The organism is Thermomonospora echinospora (assembly GCF_900108175.1).
Classification (GTDB): domain Bacteria; phylum Actinomycetota; class Actinomycetes; order Streptosporangiales; family Streptosporangiaceae; genus Thermomonospora; species Thermomonospora echinospora.
On the sequence record NZ_FNVO01000022.1, the window covers coordinates 1 to 20,902 of the forward strand.

The window sequence follows — 20,902 nt, forward strand, 5'->3', positions numbered from 1 at the left end:
CACCACCACCGCCCCCGGCCAAAACGGCACCTGGACCTTCACCGGAACCACCGGCCAACGCGTCTACTTCAACTTCACCGGCGGCACCTACGGCAGCATCAACTACGCCACCGTCAGCATCAAAAAACCCGACGGCACAGTCCTGATCGACTCCACACGCTGCGGCACCAGCTGCGCCTTCAACACCACCACCCTGCCGGCGGACGGCACCTACACCATCACCCTCAACCCCGACGCCCACTACACCGGCGCCCTCACCGCACAGCTCTACGACGTCCCCGCCGACGCAACGGCGGAGATGACGATCAACGGTGAGGCCCAGCGGGTCACCACCACGACCCCCGGCCAGAACGCGACCCTCACCTTCGCCGGCACCGCCGGTCAGACCGTCACCATCAACCTGACCAGCAACACGTTCGGTTCCACGCCCTTCGCGGTCCGCGGCCCAGATGGCGCGACCCTGGCAAGTTCCCTTGGGTCAGGGAACGTCACCTTCTCCAACCTGACCCTCCCGGCGGACGGCACCTACACGGTGTTCGTCAACCCCGACCGCACGGCCATCGGCGGTGTGTCCGGCATGGTCACGGCCTGACGATCCGCGTCGCCCTCTACCACTCGGCCACCCGGCGGTCCGTGGCCCCGGCGGCGGACATCTCGGCCGGGCTCGGTGGGGCCGCTGTCCTCGGATGCGGCTCGCACGACCGTGCTCGCCGTACCGCTCAGGAGGGCGCACGCGTCTGTCAGGGCGCCGGGCGTCGGTCCCGGCCTGCATGGACGAAGGTCCCGGGATCGGGGGACCTGTGACCGCATCGCCGACCGCGGCCGCCGCTCCACTCTGGAACCAGCACCCGAACCGAGCAGAGGAGCCGGCCATGCCGCTGCCATCAGATCCCGTCGTCGTCGGAACCGACGGCTCGGCGCACGCGGACCGCGCCGTCGAATGGGCCGCGGAGGAGGCCGTCCGCCGGAACCGGCCGCTGCTCATCGTGCACGCCGCGCAGCCGTGGCTTCCCGCCGCGCCGATGATGCCCGCGGGCGGGCTGGCCGACGCCCTGGAGGCGGCCGGGCGCGAGGTCCTCGGCGAGGCCGAGCGGCTGGCCCGCAAACGCTACCCCGACCTGGAGATCGGCACCCGCTTCGTCCCGCGGACGCCCGGTCTCGCGCTGGACCAGGAGTCCAGAACCGCCTACGAGGTCGTCATCGGCCATCGCGGGGCGGGCGGGTTCACCAGGCTGCTGCTGGGCTCGACCGGGCTGCAATTGGCCGGGCACATCCCCGGACCGGTCGTCATCGTGCGCGGCGACGCCGAGGAACGGGCCGGTGAGGTCGTGGTCGGCATCGACCCGGCCACCGAGCACGCCACGGCGCTGGAGTACGCCTTCGAGGCGGCGGCACTGCGGAGCGCGCGGCTGCGGGTCGTGCACGGCCGACGGCCATCGCCGACCCCCGAGGCCGCCCATGCGATCGATCTGCGGGACGCCGAGGAGGAGGCCCGATGGGCGATCCTGCGGGCCACCACGGCGCTGCGCAAGCGCCACCCCGGCGTCGAGGTCGTCGAGGACATCGTCCACGACCATCCGGTGGCCGCCCTGACCGAGGCGTCCGGGAACGCGGACCTGGTCGTCGTCGGCGCCCGCGACCGTCACGGGCTCGGCGCCCTGCGGCTCGGCTCGGTCAGCCACGGTGTCATCCACCACGCCCACTGCCCGGTCGCCGTCGTCCGCCCGCGTAGCTGAACGGCGGAGTTCGGCGCCGCGGCCGGCCGGTCTCTTGGAGATCGGCCGGCCGCGGCTTTTCGGGGCCGGTCAGCGACGGCGCCGGAGTCTAGATGAGGGACGTCCCGTCCCGAGGCGCCGGAGTTGGATCCACAGCGCGGGCAGCACCGCCAGGAAGATCACCAGGACCAGCGCCGGGTTGATCACCAGCAGGTGCCGATGAAACCCGACATCGTGGTGATCGCCTGCGCGATGGACAGGCTGCCGAGGATCAGCCGGTCCGGCGCCTGCTGGCTGGACTCGTGCGCCAGCCGTAGCGTGTCCTGGAAGGCGGGGTCCTCCAGCCGGCGCAGCCCCGCGTGCGCGTCGACGGCGGTGAACAGGCGGTCGACCACCAGGGCGCGCACCGCCCGGCGCAGCTGGCCTGCGCGTAGGTGGCGGCGTGCGGCAGCACGATGACGCACAGCCCGCTCGCGGCGAGCCCGGTGAGCACGGCGAGCAGGAACGACGCGGCCATCGCGCCGCGGTGCGCCCGGCCACTCAACGTGAGACGGCCGCATCCAGTGCTGCGCCGGACGGGCGGCACACAGGTCGCCCGGACCGGGATTACCCTGTTCACATGCGGAGACGACCACCGGCCCCTTTGGTGGTTCTTTTCGGGGGCGGTGGTCGCTTCCGTGGTGGTGATGGTCTACAGAGCGGTCAGGCCGTGTCGACGCAGATGCCCTGGGCGACGATGTAGTCCCAGTCCTGGCCGGTCGGGGTGTTCTCGACCGCGCCCGCTTCCGCCTGGGAGCCGGGGAAGACCTTCTGCAGGGAGACATGGCCGGGCGCTGAGGTGCTGATGCCCGCACCCGCGTTCACCGGGGCTCGCCCGTCAGGGCACTGCACCACGGCGTGCTTGTAGGTCTCCGAGTCCTGCTGGGCCGACGGGTCGCTCACCACCTCGTAGCCCTGAGGGGTGTCCATGCAGACCGCGTAGACGGCCAGCCAGTGGTTTCCCCCGTAGCCGGTGGCGTCCTCGTGCGACTGCGCCCGGGCGATGTCGCCCGTGCCCGAGGCCCGCGCCGTCTGCAGCACCACCTGGCCCTGGGACTCGTCCGCGACGCCGCCGATCATGGCGCCGGTGCCGACCACCCGCTGCCGGCTCGGGTCGTCGCAGCCCACCTCCACCTGCTCTTGCGGGTCGCTGGTCGTCCCGCCGTCGTAGGCCGCATTGATGTGCCAGCCGGGGACGGAGGAGGCGTCGGCGCACCACGCGTACGCCTGCACCCACCAATTCCCCGACACCCCGGGCGCAGTCTCGGCGGCGGTGACCCGGTAGCCGTCCGACCCGTGGCCATCGCCGACGTTGTCCATCGGCTGCAACTGCGTCAACGTCAACCGCTCGGGAGCGGTGGTGCTGGTCTCGAACGTCCAGCCGCCGCCGCCGACCACCTTCTTGCCGGCCGGGCACTTGGCGAGCGCCGACTTGGGCGACACCGAATTGACGTCCGACGGCATGACCTCGCTCTGCACCTTCTCCAGCCCGGTCAGCACCGGAGCGGCCACTGCGGCGGCCTGGCTCGGCGCGGCCACGCCGGCCAGCCCGAGCAGGCTCCCCATGCCCATCGCCGCCACCGCAAGGCGGCGGATCGCTCTCCCGGTCATCGTTCTTCCTCTCCTCGTTCCCGACGGCGGGCGAGGGCCTCTGGCCTTCCGCCGTTCGTGCTCACGGGAACCAAGAGTGCGAACCGGGGATTGAGGGGGACATCGGGCGGCGACCCCTAAGTTGGGCGATGGCCACCCTTGGCCTTTGCGGCGGGCGACCGCATGGACGCGGGTACGGTCCGTCCGTGGGGAACGTGGGCGCGGCACCGTTTCTGGAGCGTGAGAATGCGCTCGGCACGCTTCGGGACATCATTATCGGCGCCCGGGAGGGATCCGGCCGTGTGGTGGTCGTCAGCGGTGAGGCGGGGATCGGCAAGACGACCTTGGTGCGCCGGTTCACCGAAGGGCTGAGCGGTGACGTCCGGGTGCTGTGGGGGGCCTGTGACGACCTGACGGTGCCGGAGCCGCTCGGGCCCTTGCGGGAGATCGCCGGGCAGGTGGGGGGCGGTTTCGCCCAGGTGGTCGAGGGCCACGAGTCTCGGGAGGTGGGCCGGGCGCTGCGCGCTGAACTGGCCCGCGACATGCCCTGCGTGTGCGTGATCGAGGACTGTCACTGGGCGGACGAGGCCACCCTCGACGTCCTGGCGTACGCGGCTCGGCGCACCCGGGGCCTGCCTTCGGTGCTGCTGGTCACCTTCCGTGATGACGAGCTGAGCGGGACGCATCGCCTGCGCCAGGTCATCGGGTCCGTCCCACCCGACGATCTGATCCGGCTGCCGCTGGCGCCGCTGTCGAGGGCGGCCGTCGGGGAGATCGCCGGCGCGGACGCCGACCTGGAGGCCCTCTACGCGATCACCGCCGGGAACCCCTTCCTGGTCACCGAGACGCTGGCGGCGGGCACGGACCGGGTGCCGCCGACGGTCCGCGACACGGTGCTGGCCCGTGCGGCCCGGCTGAGCGCGGCGGCGCGCGGCGTGCTCGAAGTGGTCTCGGTCGTGCCGACGCGGGCCGAGCTGTGGCTGGTACAGGCGCATTCGGGAACGGCGGCCGCGATCGACGAGTGTGAGCGCTCCGGGCTGCTGGTGGTCGAGGAGCGGACGCTGCGATACCGGCACGAGCTGGCCCGCCGCGCCTATCGGGAGTCCCTTTCGGCCCTGCGCCGGATCGAGCTGAACCGGAAGGTCCTGCGGATCCTGGAGGACAGCGGGCAGGAGCTGGCACGACTGGTTCATCACGCCGAGGCGGCACAGGACCACGATGCCCTGACCCGGTATGCGCTGGTGGCCGCTCGACGCGCGGCCGAGACGCGGTCCCACCGCGAGGCCGTGGCGCTCTTCACGCGTGCACTCCGTCACCCGGACCGGCTGGATCCGGCGGACCGGGCGGCCGCCTACGAGGCCCTGTCCGATGCGGCGGGCACCAACAACCAGCTCGGCCCGGCGGTGGAGGCGCGGCAGTCCGCACTGGCGCTGCGCCGCGAACTGGGCGATCCGCAGAAGGTGGGCGTCAACCTCATCCGGCTGTCGCGCCTGCACTGGTGGGCGGGCCGGCGGCGGGCGGCCGAAGAGAGCGCCGCCGAGGCGGTCACGCTGCTCGAAGGACACGGGCCGTCGAGGGAACTGGCGATGGCCTACGGCAATCGGGCGGCACTGCTGATGCTCGTCCAGCACAACCGCGAGGCCATCGCCGTCGGCGAGCGGGCCATGGCGCTCGCGCGCGAGGTCGGCGACACCGAGACGCTGCTGCACGCGCAGACGACCGTCGGCTCGGCGCGCATGTTCGACGACCCCGACGGAGGGCGTGAGCTGCTGAGGCAGGTGGGCGAGCAGGCGCTGGCGGCGCACCTCGATGAGGCCGTCTGCCGGGCTTTCCACAACATCGCGGCGACCGACGTCGACCACTGCCGCCTGGACAGGGCGGAGACGGAGATCGAGCACGCGCTGACGGTGGCACGGCGGTTGGAGCACCGGCGGTTCGAGGTGGAGACACTCGGCGTGCGCGCGGTGCGCGACCTCATGATGGGCCGGTGGCAGTCGGCCGTCGCGATCGTCGACGACCTGTTCGCCCTCCACGAACTGTCCGGCGTGACTCATGGGCAGGTGCTGCGCGTGCTGGCGACCGTCGAGCTACGGCGCGGCGGGCGGCAGGCGCACGCTCTCGTCGAGGAGGCCTGGCGGCTCGCCCGCCCGGCCGAGGAATTGCAGTGGACGCGCCCCACGGCGGCGCTGCGCGCCGAGGCAGCCTGGCTGTCCGGCGACGTCGACGGGGTCCATGAGGCCACTCGGGAGATCTACCCGATCGCCCTCGAATACGGCCATCCCTGGGAGGTGGGCGATCTCGCCCTGTGGCGCTGGCGTTCGGGGCTGTTGGACGGCGTCCCGGCGAACTGCGCAGAGCCCCACACGCTGGCCATCGACGGCGACTGGGAGGGCGCGGCCCGCGCATGGGAGCGGATCGGCATGCCCTACGAGCGCGCCCTCGCCCTGTGCGACGCGCCCGAACCCGAACCCGTCCTGGCCGGGCTCGGATTGCTCGACGAACTGGGTGCGGTCGCACCGGCCCGGGTCGTCCGCCGCAAACTCCACGCCCTCGGTGTGCGCGGCGTACCCCGCGGGCCGCGTCCCGCGACCCGCGCGCATCCGGCCGGACTGAGCACCCGGCAGGCGGAGGTGCTGACGCTCATCACCGGCGGGCTGTCGAACGCCGAAATCGCCAAGGCCATGTTCCTCACCCCCAAGACGGTCGAACACCACGTGTCGGCGATCCTGCGCAAGCTCCGTGTGGACTCGCGCGCCGAAGCCGCCGAGGCCGCCCGCACCCTCGGCCTGGCCACCGCCCAACCTGGGGGTGCCGGCTCCCCGGGCTGAGGGAGAGGTCCTCGTTGGTGGGCCGGTCGGCGAACGGCGGAGGGCGGCACGGCTGGTCGGCGCACGTCATCAGGTCGTCGCATCCGGCGCCGGCCGGTGGTGAGGGAGCGGGCGTGGAGGTGCTCGCCGGCCCGGGGGCCGGCGAGTGCGCGCAGGTCAGTGTGTTCTCACCCCAGGGGGAGAAGTGTGATGAGTTGATTGCAGGATGTGACGTGAAGTGAGGTGATATTGCTGACAGTGTTACCCAGAGAACTGTGAGTGGCTATGGGGCGAGACGAGGACACCCGGGCGCACGACGAGGTGATCTACCTGGCGGCCGGGGTCGCCGACCTGGTGATGGGCGGGATGCGGGGCGCGGTGCGGCGTCTTCCCGGCCTGGGCGAAGTGCGGCAGGAGCTGCGGGCACGGGGTGAGCTGGCGCTGCGGCGCACCGCCCAGACGCCGCCGGCGCACATGGAGGTGCTGGCCCGACGGGTGGGCGAACGCAACGCACAGGCCGGGCAGACCGGGCAGGTCGGGCCGGGCGTTGATGAGTGACCTGCGGGTCCGTGTCGACCGGACGCTGGAGAAGTTCGTCGAGTCCGAGGTCGCGGCGCTGGTGGCGTTGGAGGCGGAGCTGGCGCCGGTGGCCGAGCAGGCGCGCGTCTCGGTCGCCGGGGGCAAGCGGATCCGCCCGGCGTTCTGCTACTGGGGATGGCGGGCGGCCGGGCAACCGGATGCCGAGCCGATGGTGCGGGCGGCCGCGTCGCTGGAGCTGGTGCACGCGGCGGCCATCGTCCACGACGACATCATCGACCGCAGCCCGCTGCGCCGCGGCCGGGCCACCGCCCACGAGCGGCTCGGCGACAGCCTGGCCATCATGATCGGTGATCTGCTGCTGACCTGGGCGGGGGAACTGTTCCACACCTCGGGGCTACCGCGTACGTTCCTGGCCCGGGCGGTGTCGGCGTGGACGGCGATGGGCCGGGAACTGATCGCGGGCGAGTGCCTGGAGATCCTGCGGACCGGGGCCGCGCCGGACGTGAGCCGGTCGATGCAGGTCGTGCGGTTCAAGACCGGCTCCTACACGATCGAGTGGCCGCTGCGGATCGGTGCCGTCCTGGGCGGCGCGGCACCGGCGGTGCTGGAGGCGCTGGCCGCCTACGCCCGGCCGCTGGGCGAGGCGTTCCAGCTGCGCGACGACCTGTGGGGGGTGTTCGGCGACCCCGCCGACACCGGCAAGTCGTCGCTGGACGACCTGGCCGGCCGCAAGCCCACCGCGCTGCTGGCCCTCACTCTGGAACGGGCCTGTGCGGAGGACCGCGCGCGGCTACAGGAACTGCTGCGGGCGCCGATCCAGGACGCCGAGGCCGCGCGCATCCGGCAGATCATGCGTCGCTCCGGCACCCCCGACCAGGTCCGGCAGATGATCGACGACCGTGCCGCCGCGGCGCGGGCGGCCCTGGAACGCGTGCGCCTGCCGCCGGAGGCCCAAGGCGCCCTGACCCGACTGATCAACGAGGTGACCGCAGATGCCTGAACCCACCACCCCGGCCGTTCACCCCGGCCCGACCAGCCCGGCCGGCCGCTACACCGATGCCTACCTGGACTCCCTGCGGCTGAAGGGCGACGAACTGGCCGACGCCACCGTCGACGCCCTGTTCACCAGCGGGCAGGTGTCCCGGTTCAACACGCTGATGCGCTGGTTCACCACCTCCGGGCAGGCGCTGCCCGAGGGCCTGCCCGACGCCGCCCGCGACTACCTGCAGGCCACGGCCACCCCGCCGGACTGGGTGGACTGGGCGATGATGGAGCAGGCCCGGCAGTTCTTCATCGACAACGACGTGCACATCTCCACCGCGCTGTCGTTCGCGTCCATGCCCGCCTGCTACACCGTCCCGCACGGGGCCAAGCTGCTGTCGGCCACCCACTCGCTGGCCTACCCGGCCCGGCGGATGGCCGAGACCGGGCAGTTCACCGTCTACCTCATGCAGCCCGACGCGTTCGAGGCCGGCGGCCGGTTCCTGCCGGCGGCGCAGAAGGTCCGGCTGCTGCACGCCTCCATCCGCCGTCACCTCCAGCAGGAGGGGCACTGGCCCGAACCCGTGCCGATCTGCCAGGAGGACATGCTCGGCGCACTGATGATGTTCAGCATCCAAGTCCTGGACGCCCTGCACCGCCTGGGCATCCACATCGACCCCGGCGGCGCCGAGGCCTACTACTACGCCTGGAAGGTCGTGGGCGCCATCCTGGGCTGCGACCCGGCCACCATCCCACCCGACCTGCAGGCCGCCCGCGAGTTCTCCGACCGGTACATGCTGCGCCACATGGGCCCCTCACCCGAGGGCGCCCACCTGACCCGGCAACTGATCGACATGTACGAGCAGGTCGTCCCCGGCACCCTGCTGGACCCCGTCGTGCCCGCCCTCATCCGCTACCTGATCGGCGACACCGCCGCCGACTGGCTCCAGGTCCCCCGCTCCCGCTTCGACACCCTCGTCCAGGCCTCCCCCACCCTGCTGGGCGTCATCGAACGCTTCGAGGACCGCGGCCCCTGGGCCGCCCAGTTCTCCGACCGCCTCGGCCGTCTGGTCTCCCACCTGGAGCTGACCTCGCTGACCCGCGGCCGTGTCATGCACTACGCCATCCCCGAAGAACTCAAACCCGACTACGGCATCCCCACCCCCGCCAACCGCTGGACCCCGCCCCCGCCCATCGACGACCTGTAGGGGCGCGACCCGGCTGCCGTCCTGGGCGATCGACGCGGTCACCTGCGTCCGCAGATACAGGGCCAGGGCGGCGGTCAGCAGAGCCCCGGCGGCGGTGATCTGCTGCTGGCTGAACGTCCCAACCGAACGACACGCCGAGCTGCAGGACGGCGGCCAGGAGCCCGGCCACCGCGGGGATGACCTTGTCCTTGGCGACGACCAGTGAGATGGCCAGGCCCATGCCCGTGGTGGCCACGGCGTTGATGCCAGCCTGCTGGGCCTCGCTCAGCTCGACGCCCCAGGCGACGAGGAACTGGACGGCGACGGCGACCAGGGCCAGCCACGCGGCCGGGTCTCTGCCGAGGATCTTCATAGGGCCTCCGGTGGACACGGCCCCGGACATCCCGGGGACATTTCAGGGGCGGATGGCACATCAGACCAGTTCGAATCTGATGCATAAACGGATAATGCGGTGACCGAAATCACCCGAAGTTAAACCCGTCCGATCAGGACGGGTTATTCGCCGGGGAGTTCACTGATTCTGAGATGGATTGACGTTCGACGGGTGCCATGGCCCTCGCAAGCACTGGCGGGAGACGACGCGGCCGTGTCGGACGGCTACGAAAGGACCGCCCGCCCACCCCCAAGGAGGACCCACCCATGAGACCCGCCGGCCTGCTCGTCGGCATCACCGCCGCGAGCACCATCGCCTTCACGGCGACCCCGGCCCACGCCTACGCCCAACAGGCCGACTTCACCATCAGGCCCTCCCCCTCCTCCAGTGACTTCTGCACCTGGAGCGGCGCGTCCACCAGCGCTGCGCCCCCGTCCCCGCTGACGATCGGCCTCACTGCGGCCTCCCCGTTCTGCTACAGCGGCGTCCTGGCCGCCACCAGTGACCCGGCATTCACCTTTAACGAAAACTGGCCCGGCACCGCCCTGTCCCCGCAGGTCGCTATCGCCATTTTCTACGGCTCACTCGTCGGCACCTGCCACTACGGAGCGATCAACTTGACGCTCCACCGGCAAGGGGTTACCAGGGAGTACTCCAGCTACTCCATCTTCTTCACCGAGTTGGCCCCAAAGCGCACTCTCTGTCCAGACACCATGCCTATACACTTGGTCTCCATCGTCTTCTACTGAGCTGTTTCCAACCTCAAGGGAACTGTCTGAAAGATGTGTGGGTGAGGTGGTGGTCCGGAAGGCTCTGGGGCCGATGCCCCGGCCAGGAAGGATCACCTGTGACCACTCACGATGAGGACGAGCGGTCGGGCGAGCCGGATGTCCAGCTCGCCGCCGAGTTGATCGAGCGGGCCGGGGCCGAGGGCGTGTCGCTGGAGAACATCACGGTCACCCCCTGGACCGCCCTCGCCAACTGACCCCACCGGCAAGGCGTGCAAGGCCCGCACGACCTGCCCGCCGACTACCAGCGGCTGCTCGCAGCCGTGACCGGCCCGGTGCGCTACAAGAAGCTCTGCGAGCAACGCGGCCTCGGCACCGAACCCCGGCATGTGGAGGTTGTGCCGGCCAAGCCGAAACGGCTGGAAGACCGGGCCCGGCTGCGCCGTAACGGCGCGGGCGCGTTCATCACCGGCACCCTGACCGGCCGCCGCTGTCAGCCAAACCCTCACCTTCGTCGCCGATCTGCTGCCTCCCGCCTGAAGAAGATCGGTTCCCGGTGGCGGAAACTCCCACCCGACAAGATCGCGGTGATCGTGCGTGCGGTGCTGCGCCACGCCCAGCGCCTCGCCGACATGGCCGGCGGAAACGACGTCTCCGTCTCCACCGTGCACCGCTGGGTGCGGGAGGTCATCGACCTACTTGCGGGCGGACGAATCTGACGCTGCGGCAGGTCGGGCCACTGTTCGGCATCTCGCACGCGGCCGCGCACCGGGTCGTGGACACCCTGAGCCCGCTGCTCACGTTGACGCCGGTCCGCCGCCGAGGCCCCGAGTAGGCATGCATCGCAGGCGGCACGCTGGTGCCGCTCCGTGACCGCAGCCTGGCCGCGCGCAGCAAGAACTACCGGTACTCGGCCAACGTACAGATCACCGTCGACGCCGACACCCGCCTGGCCGTCGCTGTCGGGGACCCAGTGCCGGGCGACCACGGGCGGCTGCCCGGCCTACCGCGATTCCGGCATCGACCGGGCCCTGGCCGGGCGACACGTGATGGCCAACGGCGCCTACCAGGGCAACCCCGGCGTCATCATCCCCTACCACAAGCCGCGCGACGGCAGCCCGCTGCCGGCCTGGCAGGAAACCTCAACCGCGTGCACCGCAGCGTCCGCGCCCACATCGAACACGCCCTGGCCCACATGAAGTGCTGGAAGATTCTGCGCGACCACCACCGCAAGGCCCGCTCCTTGCACGACACCATGGCCGGCATCGCCTACCTGCACAACCTCGCGCTCACCGGCTGACCGGCACCACCATCCGAGCCAACAATGGCTCCAGCCCCGCAGCCCACTCCTCGGCCTCCGCCATCCCCACCACGACCAGAACAACGAGCCCGACCAGCTCAGGACACGACTTCCCGGAGTACCGAGGAGATACTGCAGTTGCTGCTGCCCCTCGTGCGCAGGGCCGTACGACCGGACGTGGACGTCGAGCTGGCGCCGTGGACCCTCGCCTGTCCGGTTGGCAACTGCCTCCAGGCCGGCCTGCTGACCTCCGACGGCAAACGAAACGATACGCGCCGGATGACCCCGCCGCGCTGCATCACATGCGCGCTCGCCTGCGCTGGATCGCCGACGTGATGACGAGACAGGGCTGATGTCCGCCGGGAAGCAGCCCGTGACACCGAACGCTCAGGCGAGCGGGAACCTGTGACCGCTCCCCCCGCTGGGTTCCGGACCGGGGGCGCGTGATCGCGTGCACGCGATCACGTCGCCAGATTGGCGGGACGCCGTCCAGAGGTCACAGAATGGTGATCGCACGTTCCGGGCAGGCGCCGGCGCCGGTCTGGGCCGCTTCTTCCATCCCCGCGGGCACCTCCACCTCGCTCACGGCCACGTAGCCGAGGTCGTCGAGTTCGAACAGGTCCGGCGCGAAGGCGTTGCAGCGCGCGTGGCCACAGCACTTGCTCTGGTCCACCACGATTTTCATGAGACCTCCAGTCGAAGAGAAGCGGCGTGCTTCTAGCCGCGGACGTTCCAGACCAGCGGCAGGTTGTCCAGGCCGATCTGGCCGCCGTGCTCGCGGATCTCGACGTCCGGGTCGAGGTGGTAGTCCGGGATCCGGCGGTGCCACTCGGTCAGTCCGATCGTCAATTCGCGGCGCGCCAGGTGGGAGCCCAGGCAGCGGTGCGGGCCCGCGCCGAACGCCAGATGACGGTTGTCCTTGCGATCGATGATCACCTTGTCGGCGTCCGGGAACTCGCGAGGGTCACGATTGGCCGAGACCAGCGGTAGCCACACCATCTGCCCGGCCTTGACCGGGCACCCGGCGATCTCGGTGTCCTTGACCACCTTACGGCCCGGCGTCACGAAGGCGTAGTAGCGCAGGAACTCCTCGATCGCCGGTGCGAACAGGGCCGGGTCCTCGACCACTCGCCGCCGGTCCTCGGGGTTGGCGGCCAGGTGGTACATGGAGTAGGACAACTGCATCGCAACCGTGTCCAGACCGGCCATGAACAGCAGCAGGCACAGGCCGTGCAGGTCCTCCTCACTGACCGGCTCACCGTCGATCCGCCAGGTGGAGGCGATGCTGACGATGTCCTCGCGGGGGTTCCGGCGCCGCTCGGCGATCAGCGCGGCGAAGTAGTCGTTGACCTCCAGCATCGCCTGGAAGGCCGCCTCCGGGGCGGAGGCGCCTTTGTGCAGGATCGCGGTCTGCCACACCTGGAACTGGTCGGCGTCGGAGATGGGAAGCCCCATCATCTCCATGAAGATGGTGTTGGGGAAGCGCAGGGCGACGTCGGCGACGTAGTCGCACCGGCCGCGGTCGACGACGTCGTCCATGATCTCGTCGAACCGCTGCCGGAGCTTCGGCTCCAGCCGATCGACCGCGCCCGGCGCGAAGAACGGACCCAGCAGCTTGCGCCACTTGGTGTGCTCCGGCGGGTCGAGCATCTCGGGGATCCACTTGTACGGCGGGTCCGGCTGGTGCGGGACCACCGCGCGGTTGGAGATGGCGTCCGTGTTCTGGTAGGTCGCGCGGATCTCCGCCATCCGCGTGATGAGCCAGAACTCGTTGCCCAGGGCGGTACCGAAGTGCGCGGGGGCCTGCTCACGCAGCTTGTCGAACTCCTCGAAGCGCGCACAGGGCGCCGAGACCGGAACGTCGAGGTCCTCGTAGCGGATCGTCGGTTCAAGCCCTGCGGGATCACTGGCGATGGTCACAGCATCTCCTCGGCCACATGGGGGTGGACTCACGGGGCGGACGCCGGCGCAGCGTCGCGACCCTGCTCCCCGATCACCGAACGCCTAGTTAGGCGTCTAGGTTATTTCAGGTAGATGTTTACTTTCACTTACCTCGTCGGCCCATGTCAACACCCCGAGAGGGCCATCTGCGATCATGCGGATTCGGCGGCCATGTGACGACACGATCACACTAGGTGCACGCTTCAAAGCTATATAGTTACCTCAATTCGATCGATCTCCTGGAGATCTGCATGACGGCACTCGCCGAGGACGAGGGGGAGCTACTGCGCGTCGGCCCCCAGGAGCGCCCCCTGACGGTCTACGGCCGCGCGGCATGGTCACCGGGTCGTGGGCTTCGGGATCACGCGCCATGTGATGCGGCTGCGCGCGCTGCCGGCCCGGTCCGCTCCTGTGCCCGAAGTGGTCGCGGCCGCGTGGCAGTGATCGCGGGCGGCTTTCCGCGCAGCGACCGGGGACGGTTTCGGTATCGTCCCCGGCCCCTGCTCGCCGGATCCGCCGGACCTACCTCTTGACCTTCTCGTCGAGCAACCGCCCGCAGACCGGCTTGGCCTTCGGGTCCGGCTCGAACTTCGTGCCCTTGAGGATCGACACGTAGAAGCAGTTGCCCCCGCCGTGGCTGCCGGCGAGAACGCCATAGCTGGAGAAGTCGATCGGCTCCGGGCTCAGGCCGTTCGCGTCCCAGTCCTTGCTGGCGCGGAGCGCGTCGATCACCTTCGCCTGGGAGGTCCCGCATCCGGACTTCTTCAGCCCGTGCAGCAGCAGGTCGGCCGCGAGCCACCCCATCTGCTCGGAGAAGGAGGGCAGATCGGTCCTCATGCCGGCGTGCTTCTTGAGCCCGGCCACCATCGCCTGGCCCCCCGGGGTGGAGATCTCCACCGGCGCGGTGGACGTCACGAACCCCAGACCCTGCGCCGCCTGCACGGCGGGCTCGGACTTGAGCAGGTCGGCACCGTATCCGGTGGCCAGGAGCACCGACTTCATCTTGAGACCGGCCTGCTTGAGGCCGGCGACGATGGCGAACGCGGTCTCCGGGGTGACCGGAAGGTACAGCACGTCGGCGCCCGACTCCTTGATGCCGAGCACGAGGGGGCCGACGTCCTTGGTGCCGAACGGAACCTTGACGTTGACGTAACCGCGCTGCAGGCCGGCGTGCTCCGCGGACTGAACGCTGGCCAGTGCCGCGCTGGAGGAGCTGCGGGTCTCGAAGCTCACCGCGGCCGCCTTGGTACCGCCGATGCTCTTCCAGTATTCGCCCATGGTCGAGGCGACGTTGTCGTAGTCGTTGCTGCCCATGGCGTTGAACAGGTTCCGGTAGTCCTTGTTGAGCCACTGGGGGCCGCCGTCGAAGCCGGGACCGGCGAACAGCGTCTGCTTGGCCTGCGTGCCGGCGTACTGACCGGCGCCGAAGAAGAACGAGCTGACCGGCAGCACCGCGAAGACCTTGTCCTGGCGCACGAGCTTCTGGGTCGCCGTCAGCGCGCCCTGCGGGGTGGAGGTGTCGTCGGCCGCCACCACCTGAAAGTCGACCTTGCAGGCGTCGGACTCCTCCTTGTAGGCCGCCAGGCGGGCTTTGACCGCGCTCTCCACCCCGGTGAAGCTCGCGCTGGCCGAGCCGCTGAGCGAGGTGAGCACTCCGATCTTGAGCGTGGATCCGTCGGAGCCCGTGGCGTCCGAGCCGGAGCCACAGCCGGTGAGGGCGAGCATCAGGGCGCACGCGACACCGGATGCCGTCAGAGCTTTGCTGAACATGGTTCTCCTCTTCTGGCGGGGCGCTCCGACGGGTCGCAGTTCGGATGGTCCCCGTCGTCAGTCCCGAGCCCCGAACGAGCCACCGCCTCTGGTGCGCTAGGTAAGCTCAGTTAGCTGTATTGAGGCAACCATCGTTACAAAAGAGTGACCTGTTTTGGCGGCGAGGCCCGCTCATCTCTCTTTACCAGGCAATCCTGGGACCAGCCCGGGGACATCCCGCCGCTCAGTCGACCAGCCAGAGCACGGTTGACCAGTTATCTAACTAAAGGCACTATGTCTGAACCAGTGTGACGGCGGGCACATCCAAGCTCGGCGTCGCCGTATCCGGCCTGAGCACTACGGACGGTGCACGTGCTGCAGTACCTCTTCGCTGGCCTGGCCCTGGGAGCGATCTATGCGATCGCGTCGGTGGCGCTCGTCGCCACCTACGTCTCCTCCGGGGTCTTCAACTTCGCGCTCGGGTCGATGGCCTTCACGGTCGCCCGGTTCTACTACTTCCTCAACACCGAGAGCGGATGGCCGATCCTGCCCTCGGCGGTGGTGTCACTGGGCCTGTTCGCGCCCGCGCTCGGCGCGGTGCTCTACTGGCTCCTGTTCCGCCACCTGCGCCTGCGCTCTCCACTCATCAAGGTGGTCGCGACGATCGGCCTGTCGGTCGCGCTGCCGCCGGCGGTCGAACTGGTCTTCGGGAAGCTGACCAACGTGACCGCGCCCGGGCTCGCCCCGGTGCCGCTGAAGGTCTTCCACCCGTTCGGGGCCGCGGTCAACATGGACCAGATCATGACCTACCTGGGGCTCGTGGTCGTGCTCGTGCTGGGCATCGCCGTGCTGCAGTACACCGACCTCGGCCTCAAGGTGCGCGCCCTGGTCGACTCCGAGGCCCTGACCAGTCTGTCCGGGGTCAACCCCACGCGCGTCTCCCTGGGCGTGTGGGCGGTGAGCACCGTGCTCACCGGGCTGGCCGGCATCCTCCTCGCCCCGACGGCGGGGCTGTCGGTGGAGGGCATGACCTACCTGATGGCGGCCGCGTTCGCGGCGGTGGTCGCCGCCCGCCTCAACGGGCTGGCCACAGCCGTGGCCGTGGCCTTGGCCATGGGCGTGGTCACCACCGTCATCCAGCGCTACCTGGATCCCGAGAGCGCACTGTCGGCGCAGATCGTCCCGAGCATCCCGTTCGCGTTCATGCTGCTGGCGCTGCTCTACCACGCCTGGCGCCGGCGGGCGGGTGAGCCGCCGGCCGGTGGCGCGCTGGACCGGGCGATCCGCGTGGCGGGCGGCGCCACCGGCGGCCCCGCCCCCGCCCGTCGGGGCCTGGCCGACCCGACGCTGATCGCTTCGGGCGTCGCCCTGCTCAGCGTCGCGGCCCTGCCGCTGGTACTGCCGGAGTACTGGGCCGGACTGACCGCGACGGGACTGGCCCTGGCCATCGCCCTGCTGTCCTACACGCTGGTGACGGGCGAGGGCGGGATGATCTGGCTCTGCCAGATCACCTTCGCGGGCATGGGCGCCGTGCTCTCGGCGGAGCTGGCCACGTACCACGGCTGGCCGCCCCTGCTCGCCGTGTTCGTCGGGGCGCTGCTCATCGTGGTGGTCGGAGCGGTCATCGGCCTGCTCACCATCCGGCTGGGCGATCTGTACGTGGCGTTGGTGACGCTCACCTTCGGCCTGCTGGTGCAGACCCTCCTGTTCACCCGCGACCGCTTTTACAACTTCGGCCAGGGCACCGCGATGCCGCGGCCCGGCTTCGCCGAGGACACCCGGGTGTTCTCCTACCTGACCCTGGGCACCTTCCTGCTGCTGGCGCTGCTCATCGTCAACCTCCGCCGGTCGACGGCAGGGATGGCCATGCGCGCCGTCCGCTGGAGCGAGGACGGGGCGCGCACCCTCGGCCTCAGCGTGGTGCAGATGAAGCTGCTGGTGTCGGCCCTGGCGACCTACACGGCGGCCGTCGGCGGAGGCTTCCTGGCCATGAACTCGCAGTCCTCGCTGCCGGACTCCTACAACGTCTTCAGCGGCCTGGTGTGGCTGGCGGTCCTGGTGACGGTCGGGTCGCGTTCGCTCATGGCCGCGCTGGTCGCGGGCCTGAGCTTCCACCTGTTCCCCGGGGTCTTCCAGACCTACCTGCCCACCGGGTGGGCGGAGGTGCCGGTGCTGCTGTTCGGTCTCGGCGCCGTCATGGTGGCCAAGGATCCGGACGGCATCCTCGCCGTGCACGCCAGGCAGTTGCGCGGGCTCTTGGCGCGCCGCGGCGGCGGGCTCCCACAGCCGTCCGGCCGGCCCGCCCAAGCGGCCCTGGCCTCCGGTTCCCCGGACTCCGCCGTACACCAGCTGACAGGGGGAGATCGTTGATGAACGCCGTTTCGACCAGCCCCGTCCCCGCTCCCCCCGCCCGTCTAGAGGCCGTCGGGGTAACCGTGAGATTCGGCGGCCTGGTGGCCTTGAACAAGGTGGACCTGCGAATCCCGCCGGGTTCCATGGTCGGTCTCGTCGGACCCAACGGCGCCGGCAAGAGCACCCTGTTCGCCGTGCTGTCCGGGCTGCTCAGACCGAACGAGGGCCGGGTGCTGATGGGCGGCGGGGACGTCACCCGCGCGACCCCCCAGGCGCGCGCCCGCCGTGGCCTGTCGCGGACCTTCCAGCGTCCCGAACTGTTCTCCGGGCTCACCGTCCGAGAGCACCTCGTGCTGGGCGACCGTGTACGGCACTCCGGTGACCGCATCTGGCGCGACCTCCTCACCGGCGGGGGTTTCCGGCGACCGTCGAAGGAGGAGGACGAACGGGTCGACCGGCTGCTGGAGGCGCTGCACCTCGGCGGTCTCCAGCACCGGGAGGCGGCGGGCCTGTCCCTGGGCGCCGGCCGGCTGGTGGAGGTGGCCCGCGCGCTCGCGGTGGAACCCGAGGTGCTGCTGCTGGACGAGCCCTCCTCCGGGCTCGACATGCGGGAGACCGAGGAACTGGCGGCGACCCTGCGGCGCGTGGTCGAGGAGCGGGGTCTTTCCCTGCTGCTCGTCGAGCACGACGTCGACCTGGTCCTGGGCATGTGCGACACCGTCAACGTGCTCGACTTCGGGGCCATGATCCGATCGGGCACCCCGGAGGAAATCCGTTCCGATCCGGCGGTGCGCGCCGCCTACCTCGGGGAGGAGCCCGCTCCACGGGACGCCGAGGCGAAGCGCGACGAGGAGGATGCATGAGCGAGTCGGAGGAGCGCATGGACTGTGAGGCGAGGGAAGGCGGCGCTGCACCACTGCTGTCGGTAGCCGACCTTCAGGTGCGTTACGGTCCCGCCCAGGCGCTGTTCGACGTGTCATTCGAACTGGCCGCCGACACCACGCTCGCAGTGCTCGGCGCGAACGGGGCCGGGAAGAGCACGCTCGCCCGCGCGCTGAGCGGGCTGGTGCCCCCGAGCGGGGGGCGGATCCGTTTCGACGGGCGGGACATCACGGCCAAGGCGCCCGACGTGATCCGCCGGGCGGGGCTCGTCCACCTGCCCGAGGGACGGGGCGTGTTCCCGGCGCTCACGGTGCAGGAGAACCTGCGGATGGGGCTCGCCGTCGACAGGGCCGACCGCAAGGCGGCGCTCGAACGGGCGTTCTCGATCTTCCCGGTACTGGCTCAGCGACACCGGCAACGGGCCGGCACCCTCTCCGGAGGAGAGCAGCAGATGCTCTCGCTGGCCAGGGCGCTCATGGTGTCCCCGCGCCTGGTCATAGCCGACGAACTGTCCCTCGGCCTGGCACCCAGGCTCGTCGACGTCGTCTTCGAGAACCTGCAGCGGGCCAGGGAGGCGGGCGTCTCGGTCATCATGATCGAGCAGTTCGCGCACCGGGCGCTGGGTTTCGCCGACCGTTGCCTGATCCTTCAGCGGGGAGTCGTGGCCTGGTCGGGCCCCGCCGAGGCCGCCGGAGACGAACTGCTGCACCGCTACCTCGGCGAGGGCACGGCGGCCTGAGCCGCCCGCGGACACGGCACGGCGGCGTGCCGTGCCGTGCCCGTCTGGCACAGTCACGGTGGTCGGCGGCAGGCCGTAGAGGCCGCACCGCCGGTTCCACACCGCTCAGCCGAACATCTCCAGAACCGTCACCGCGGCGAGATCGTCCCGCAGCAGCAGCCGTGCCTCGGTCTGCATGTGCTCTCGCCAGTGCCGCTCGGCGCCGGCGGCGTCCCTCGCCTCGACGAGCGAGATCAGCCGCCGGCAGGACCCGGCGAGCTGACGGATCTCCGCCGGCCGCAGGGGGGAGGCGAAACCATGGACGGCGACCGACACATGCCTTGTCACCACCTCCCAGAGCACGCCGACCTGGACGGCGAGCGTCTGGTTGCCGGAGCGTTCGAGGACCAGATCGTGGAACCGCTGCGTCAGCGACACCCATACGCCGGCGTCGAGGCCGTCCCCGCCCTCCTCCAGCACCCTCTCGAAGTCGTCGACGCAGTCGCCGAGGTCGCGGAGGTCCTGGTCTGTACGGCGTGCGGCCAGCAGGGCCGCCGCGGGCGGTTCCAGCGTCAGCCGCGCCTCCAGGACGTCGGCGATCGTCGTCCCGGACACCTGGAGCAGCACACCGACGTAGCGGGCGCCCACGGCGATGTCGGGGGTGCAGACCTGCGGCCCGCCGTTGGAACCGCGGCGGACGTTGAGCAGGGACTCGGCCTCCAGGATGCGGAACGCCTCGCGCAGGGTGGGCCGCGAGACCCCGAACCGCTCCATCAGCACGGCCTCCGAAGGAAGCGTCTCACCGGCGCGCCACCGGCCATAGGCGATCTGCCGCCGCAACTCCGCGGCGACGAGTTCCGACACCTTGGGCTTGCGGGTGACCTGGTGGGCCGGACTGGGCTCGGAGAGGTCGCTGGTCACGGGCGTCCTTGCGCAGAGAGACCGACTTTACGGCAAGCTTACCGGTGCCGTTCAGGAGCCCGGGCGGGGCCGGGCGGCCCCGTGACCGCGCCGGAACTCGTCGCCCTCACACCCGTGCCGAACCCGGAACGGAGAACCACCACGCGTGGCGTACGCTGTCGCAGTGCGGCTGAGGCCCCAGCCGCGCCGATCATGCCGGGCACCGGCCGTCCGGGTCGGGGAGACCCATCATGGGGAGCTGTTGGATGACAGGCGGGCGAATCCCGGACGCGAGCGAGGCCACCGCGGTCAGGCAGGCCGTTCGGTCACCGAAGACCGCCGAACTCATCGCCTCGCAACTGCGCCGGGTGATCGTGCGCGGAGAGCTCAGGCCCGGCGACAGGCTGCCGTCCGAGGCCCAGTTGATGGAGCGGTTCGGGGTCTCGCGGCCCACCCTGCGCGAGGCGTTCCGCATCCTGGAGTCCGAGTCGCTCATCAGCGTGCTGCGCGGTTCCCGGGGAGGAGCGAGGGTCACCGCTCCGCAGGCGGCGGTCGCCTCCCGCTATGTCAGCCTGCTGCTGCAGGTCCGGAACACCACCATCGCCGACGTCTACGAGGCACGTATGGTCCTCGAACCGGCCTGCGCGCGGCTGCTCGCGCAGCGCCGGACCGATGCGGACCTGCGGGACCTGCGCGACCACATCGAGCACCTCCACCAGGTCGTGGAGAACCGGGGCCGGACCGCCGATCCACTGGAGTGGTCACGGCTGACGTACCGGTTCCACGAACTGGTGCTCCAGCGGTCGGGCAACAGGACCCTGGCCCTGCACGGCGAACTCCTCCATGACATCGTCAGCACGCACATGGCGATCACCGTGTCGCGCGACATCCACGACCCGGCGACGATCGGCCTGTTCCGCCGGACCGTCCGGTCCTACCGCAAACTCGTCGATCTCGTCGAGGCCCGTGATTCCGAGGGCGCGGAGCGGCATTGGCGCACGCACATGGAGGCCGCCGCCGAGTGGCTGATGGGCACGGGGCTTCGGGGCAAGACGGTCGTCGACCTCTTCGACTGACCC

At 70.6% G+C, this 20,902-nt stretch carries 20 protein-coding genes and 1 pseudogene; 15 read left to right on the top strand and 6 right to left on the bottom strand.

The annotated features are described in order from the left end of the window. Both C4U03_RS40750 and C4U03_RS32490 read left to right on the top strand, forming a co-directional pair. A partial coding sequence (locus C4U03_RS40750) for a pre-peptidase C-terminal domain-containing protein (protein WP_200827628.1) occupies positions 1–592 on the top strand: 592 nt, incomplete at its 5' end. Between the two features lie 280 nt (positions 593–872). Next, on the top strand, positions 873–1,736 hold the full coding sequence (locus C4U03_RS32490) for a universal stress protein (protein WP_103943433.1): 864 nt from the start codon (positions 873–875) through the stop codon (positions 1,734–1,736). Positions 1,737–1,918: 182 nt separating this feature from the next. On the opposite strand, the gene C4U03_RS32495 is transcribed toward C4U03_RS32490, so the two are convergent. Together C4U03_RS32495 and C4U03_RS32500 are read right to left on the bottom strand one after the other, a co-directional pair. Beyond that, on the bottom strand, positions 1,919–2,179 hold the full coding sequence (locus C4U03_RS32495; protein WP_146087603.1) for a hypothetical protein: 261 nt from the start codon (positions 2,177–2,179) through the stop codon (positions 1,919–1,921). A gap of 238 nt (positions 2,180–2,417) precedes the next feature. Continuing rightward, on the bottom strand, positions 2,418–3,365 hold the full coding sequence (locus C4U03_RS32500) for a hypothetical protein (RefSeq protein ID WP_103943437.1): 948 nt from the start codon (positions 3,363–3,365) through the stop codon (positions 2,418–2,420). A gap of 185 nt (positions 3,366–3,550) precedes the next feature. On the opposite strand from C4U03_RS32500, the gene C4U03_RS32505 reads away from it, so the two are divergent. The 9 genes and pseudogenes from C4U03_RS32505 to C4U03_RS40110 all read left to right on the top strand — a co-directional run bounded on the left by C4U03_RS32505 (position 3,551) and on the right by C4U03_RS40110 (position 11,617). Beyond that, on the top strand, positions 3,551–6,172 hold the full coding sequence (locus C4U03_RS32505) for an AAA family ATPase (RefSeq protein WP_160147170.1): 2,622 nt from the start codon (positions 3,551–3,553) through the stop codon (positions 6,170–6,172). Between the two features lie 264 nt (positions 6,173–6,436). Continuing rightward, entirely contained in the window at positions 6,437–6,709 is a 273-nt protein-coding gene (locus tag C4U03_RS40105; RefSeq protein WP_160147171.1) for a polyprenyl synthetase, read from the top strand. After that, complete coding sequence (locus C4U03_RS32510) at positions 6,702–7,691, top strand: polyprenyl synthetase family protein (RefSeq protein WP_103943441.1); 990 nt, start codon at positions 6,702–6,704, stop codon at positions 7,689–7,691. Before C4U03_RS40105 ends, C4U03_RS32510 begins: the two co-directional genes overlap by 8 nt. After that, entirely contained in the window at positions 7,684–8,880 is a 1,197-nt protein-coding gene (locus C4U03_RS32515; RefSeq protein WP_103943443.1) for an oxygenase MpaB family protein, read from the top strand. The genes C4U03_RS32510 and C4U03_RS32515 overlap by 8 nt, the downstream gene beginning before the upstream one ends. Positions 8,881–9,519: 639 nt before the next feature. Beyond that, positions 9,520–10,002, top strand: coding sequence for a hypothetical protein (locus tag C4U03_RS32525; protein ID WP_103943447.1), 483 nt, complete (start codon positions 9,520–9,522; stop codon positions 10,000–10,002). A gap of 98 nt (positions 10,003–10,100) precedes the next feature. After that, complete coding sequence (locus tag C4U03_RS40755) at positions 10,101–10,238, top strand: hypothetical protein (protein WP_160147172.1); 138 nt, start codon at positions 10,101–10,103, stop codon at positions 10,236–10,238. Between the two features lie 66 nt (positions 10,239–10,304). Further along, positions 10,305–10,700: a helix-turn-helix domain-containing protein gene (locus C4U03_RS41405; RefSeq protein WP_200827629.1), complete on the top strand. Its 396-nt coding sequence runs from the start codon at positions 10,305–10,307 to the stop codon at positions 10,698–10,700. Continuing rightward, a pseudogene (locus C4U03_RS42190) lies at positions 10,679–11,281 on the top strand (transposase family protein); the annotation flags it as partial. The gene C4U03_RS41405 and the pseudogene C4U03_RS42190, both read left to right, overlap by 22 nt. Positions 11,282–11,419: 138 nt before the next feature. Then, entirely contained in the window at positions 11,420–11,617 is a 198-nt protein-coding gene (locus C4U03_RS40110; protein ID WP_146087605.1) for a hypothetical protein, read from the top strand. Between the two features lie 160 nt (positions 11,618–11,777). On the opposite strand, the gene C4U03_RS32535 is transcribed toward C4U03_RS40110, so the two are convergent. The 3 genes from C4U03_RS32535 to C4U03_RS32545 all read right to left on the bottom strand — a co-directional run bounded on the left by C4U03_RS32535 (position 11,778) and on the right by C4U03_RS32545 (position 14,992). Beyond that, positions 11,778–11,966 carry a ferredoxin gene (locus C4U03_RS32535; RefSeq protein ID WP_103943449.1) on the bottom strand — a complete coding sequence of 63 codons (189 nt, stop codon included), beginning with the start codon at positions 11,964–11,966 and terminating at the stop codon, positions 11,778–11,780. 32 nt (positions 11,967–11,998) lie between these two features. Beyond that, positions 11,999–13,201: a cytochrome P450 gene (locus C4U03_RS32540; RefSeq protein ID WP_103943451.1), complete on the bottom strand. Its 1,203-nt coding sequence runs from the start codon at positions 13,199–13,201 to the stop codon at positions 11,999–12,001. Positions 13,202–13,744: 543 nt separating this feature from the next. Then, positions 13,745–14,992, bottom strand: coding sequence for an ABC transporter substrate-binding protein (locus C4U03_RS32545; protein ID WP_103943453.1), 1,248 nt, complete (start codon positions 14,990–14,992; stop codon positions 13,745–13,747). A 351-nt stretch (positions 14,993–15,343) separates the two neighbouring features. Between C4U03_RS32545 and C4U03_RS32550 the strand changes: the two genes are divergently transcribed. Genes C4U03_RS32550 through C4U03_RS41415 form a run of 3 tightly spaced genes read left to right on the top strand, consistent with a single transcriptional unit; the run spans position 15,344 to position 18,944 of the window. Continuing rightward, complete coding sequence (locus C4U03_RS32550; RefSeq protein WP_103943455.1) at positions 15,344–17,341, top strand: ABC transporter permease; 1,998 nt, start codon at positions 15,344–15,346, stop codon at positions 17,339–17,341. Then, on the top strand, positions 17,341–18,186 hold the full coding sequence (locus tag C4U03_RS41410) for an ABC transporter ATP-binding protein (protein ID WP_200827630.1): 846 nt from the start codon (positions 17,341–17,343) through the stop codon (positions 18,184–18,186). The genes C4U03_RS32550 and C4U03_RS41410 overlap by 1 nt, the downstream gene beginning before the upstream one ends. Beyond that, positions 18,183–18,944 carry an ABC transporter ATP-binding protein gene (locus C4U03_RS41415; protein ID WP_200827631.1) on the top strand — a complete coding sequence of 254 codons (762 nt, stop codon included), beginning with the start codon at positions 18,183–18,185 and terminating at the stop codon, positions 18,942–18,944. The genes C4U03_RS41410 and C4U03_RS41415 overlap by 4 nt, the downstream gene beginning before the upstream one ends. A gap of 105 nt (positions 18,945–19,049) precedes the next feature. On the opposite strand, the gene C4U03_RS32560 is transcribed toward C4U03_RS41415, so the two are convergent. After that, on the bottom strand, positions 19,050–19,844 hold the full coding sequence (locus C4U03_RS32560) for a FadR/GntR family transcriptional regulator (protein WP_103943457.1): 795 nt from the start codon (positions 19,842–19,844) through the stop codon (positions 19,050–19,052). 245 nt (positions 19,845–20,089) lie between these two features. On the opposite strand from C4U03_RS32560, the gene C4U03_RS32565 reads away from it, so the two are divergent. Beyond that, positions 20,090–20,899, top strand: a complete 810-nt coding sequence (locus C4U03_RS32565) for a FadR/GntR family transcriptional regulator (RefSeq protein WP_103943458.1) — start codon at positions 20,090–20,092, stop codon at positions 20,897–20,899. Positions 20,900–20,902 lie beyond the last annotated feature (3 nt).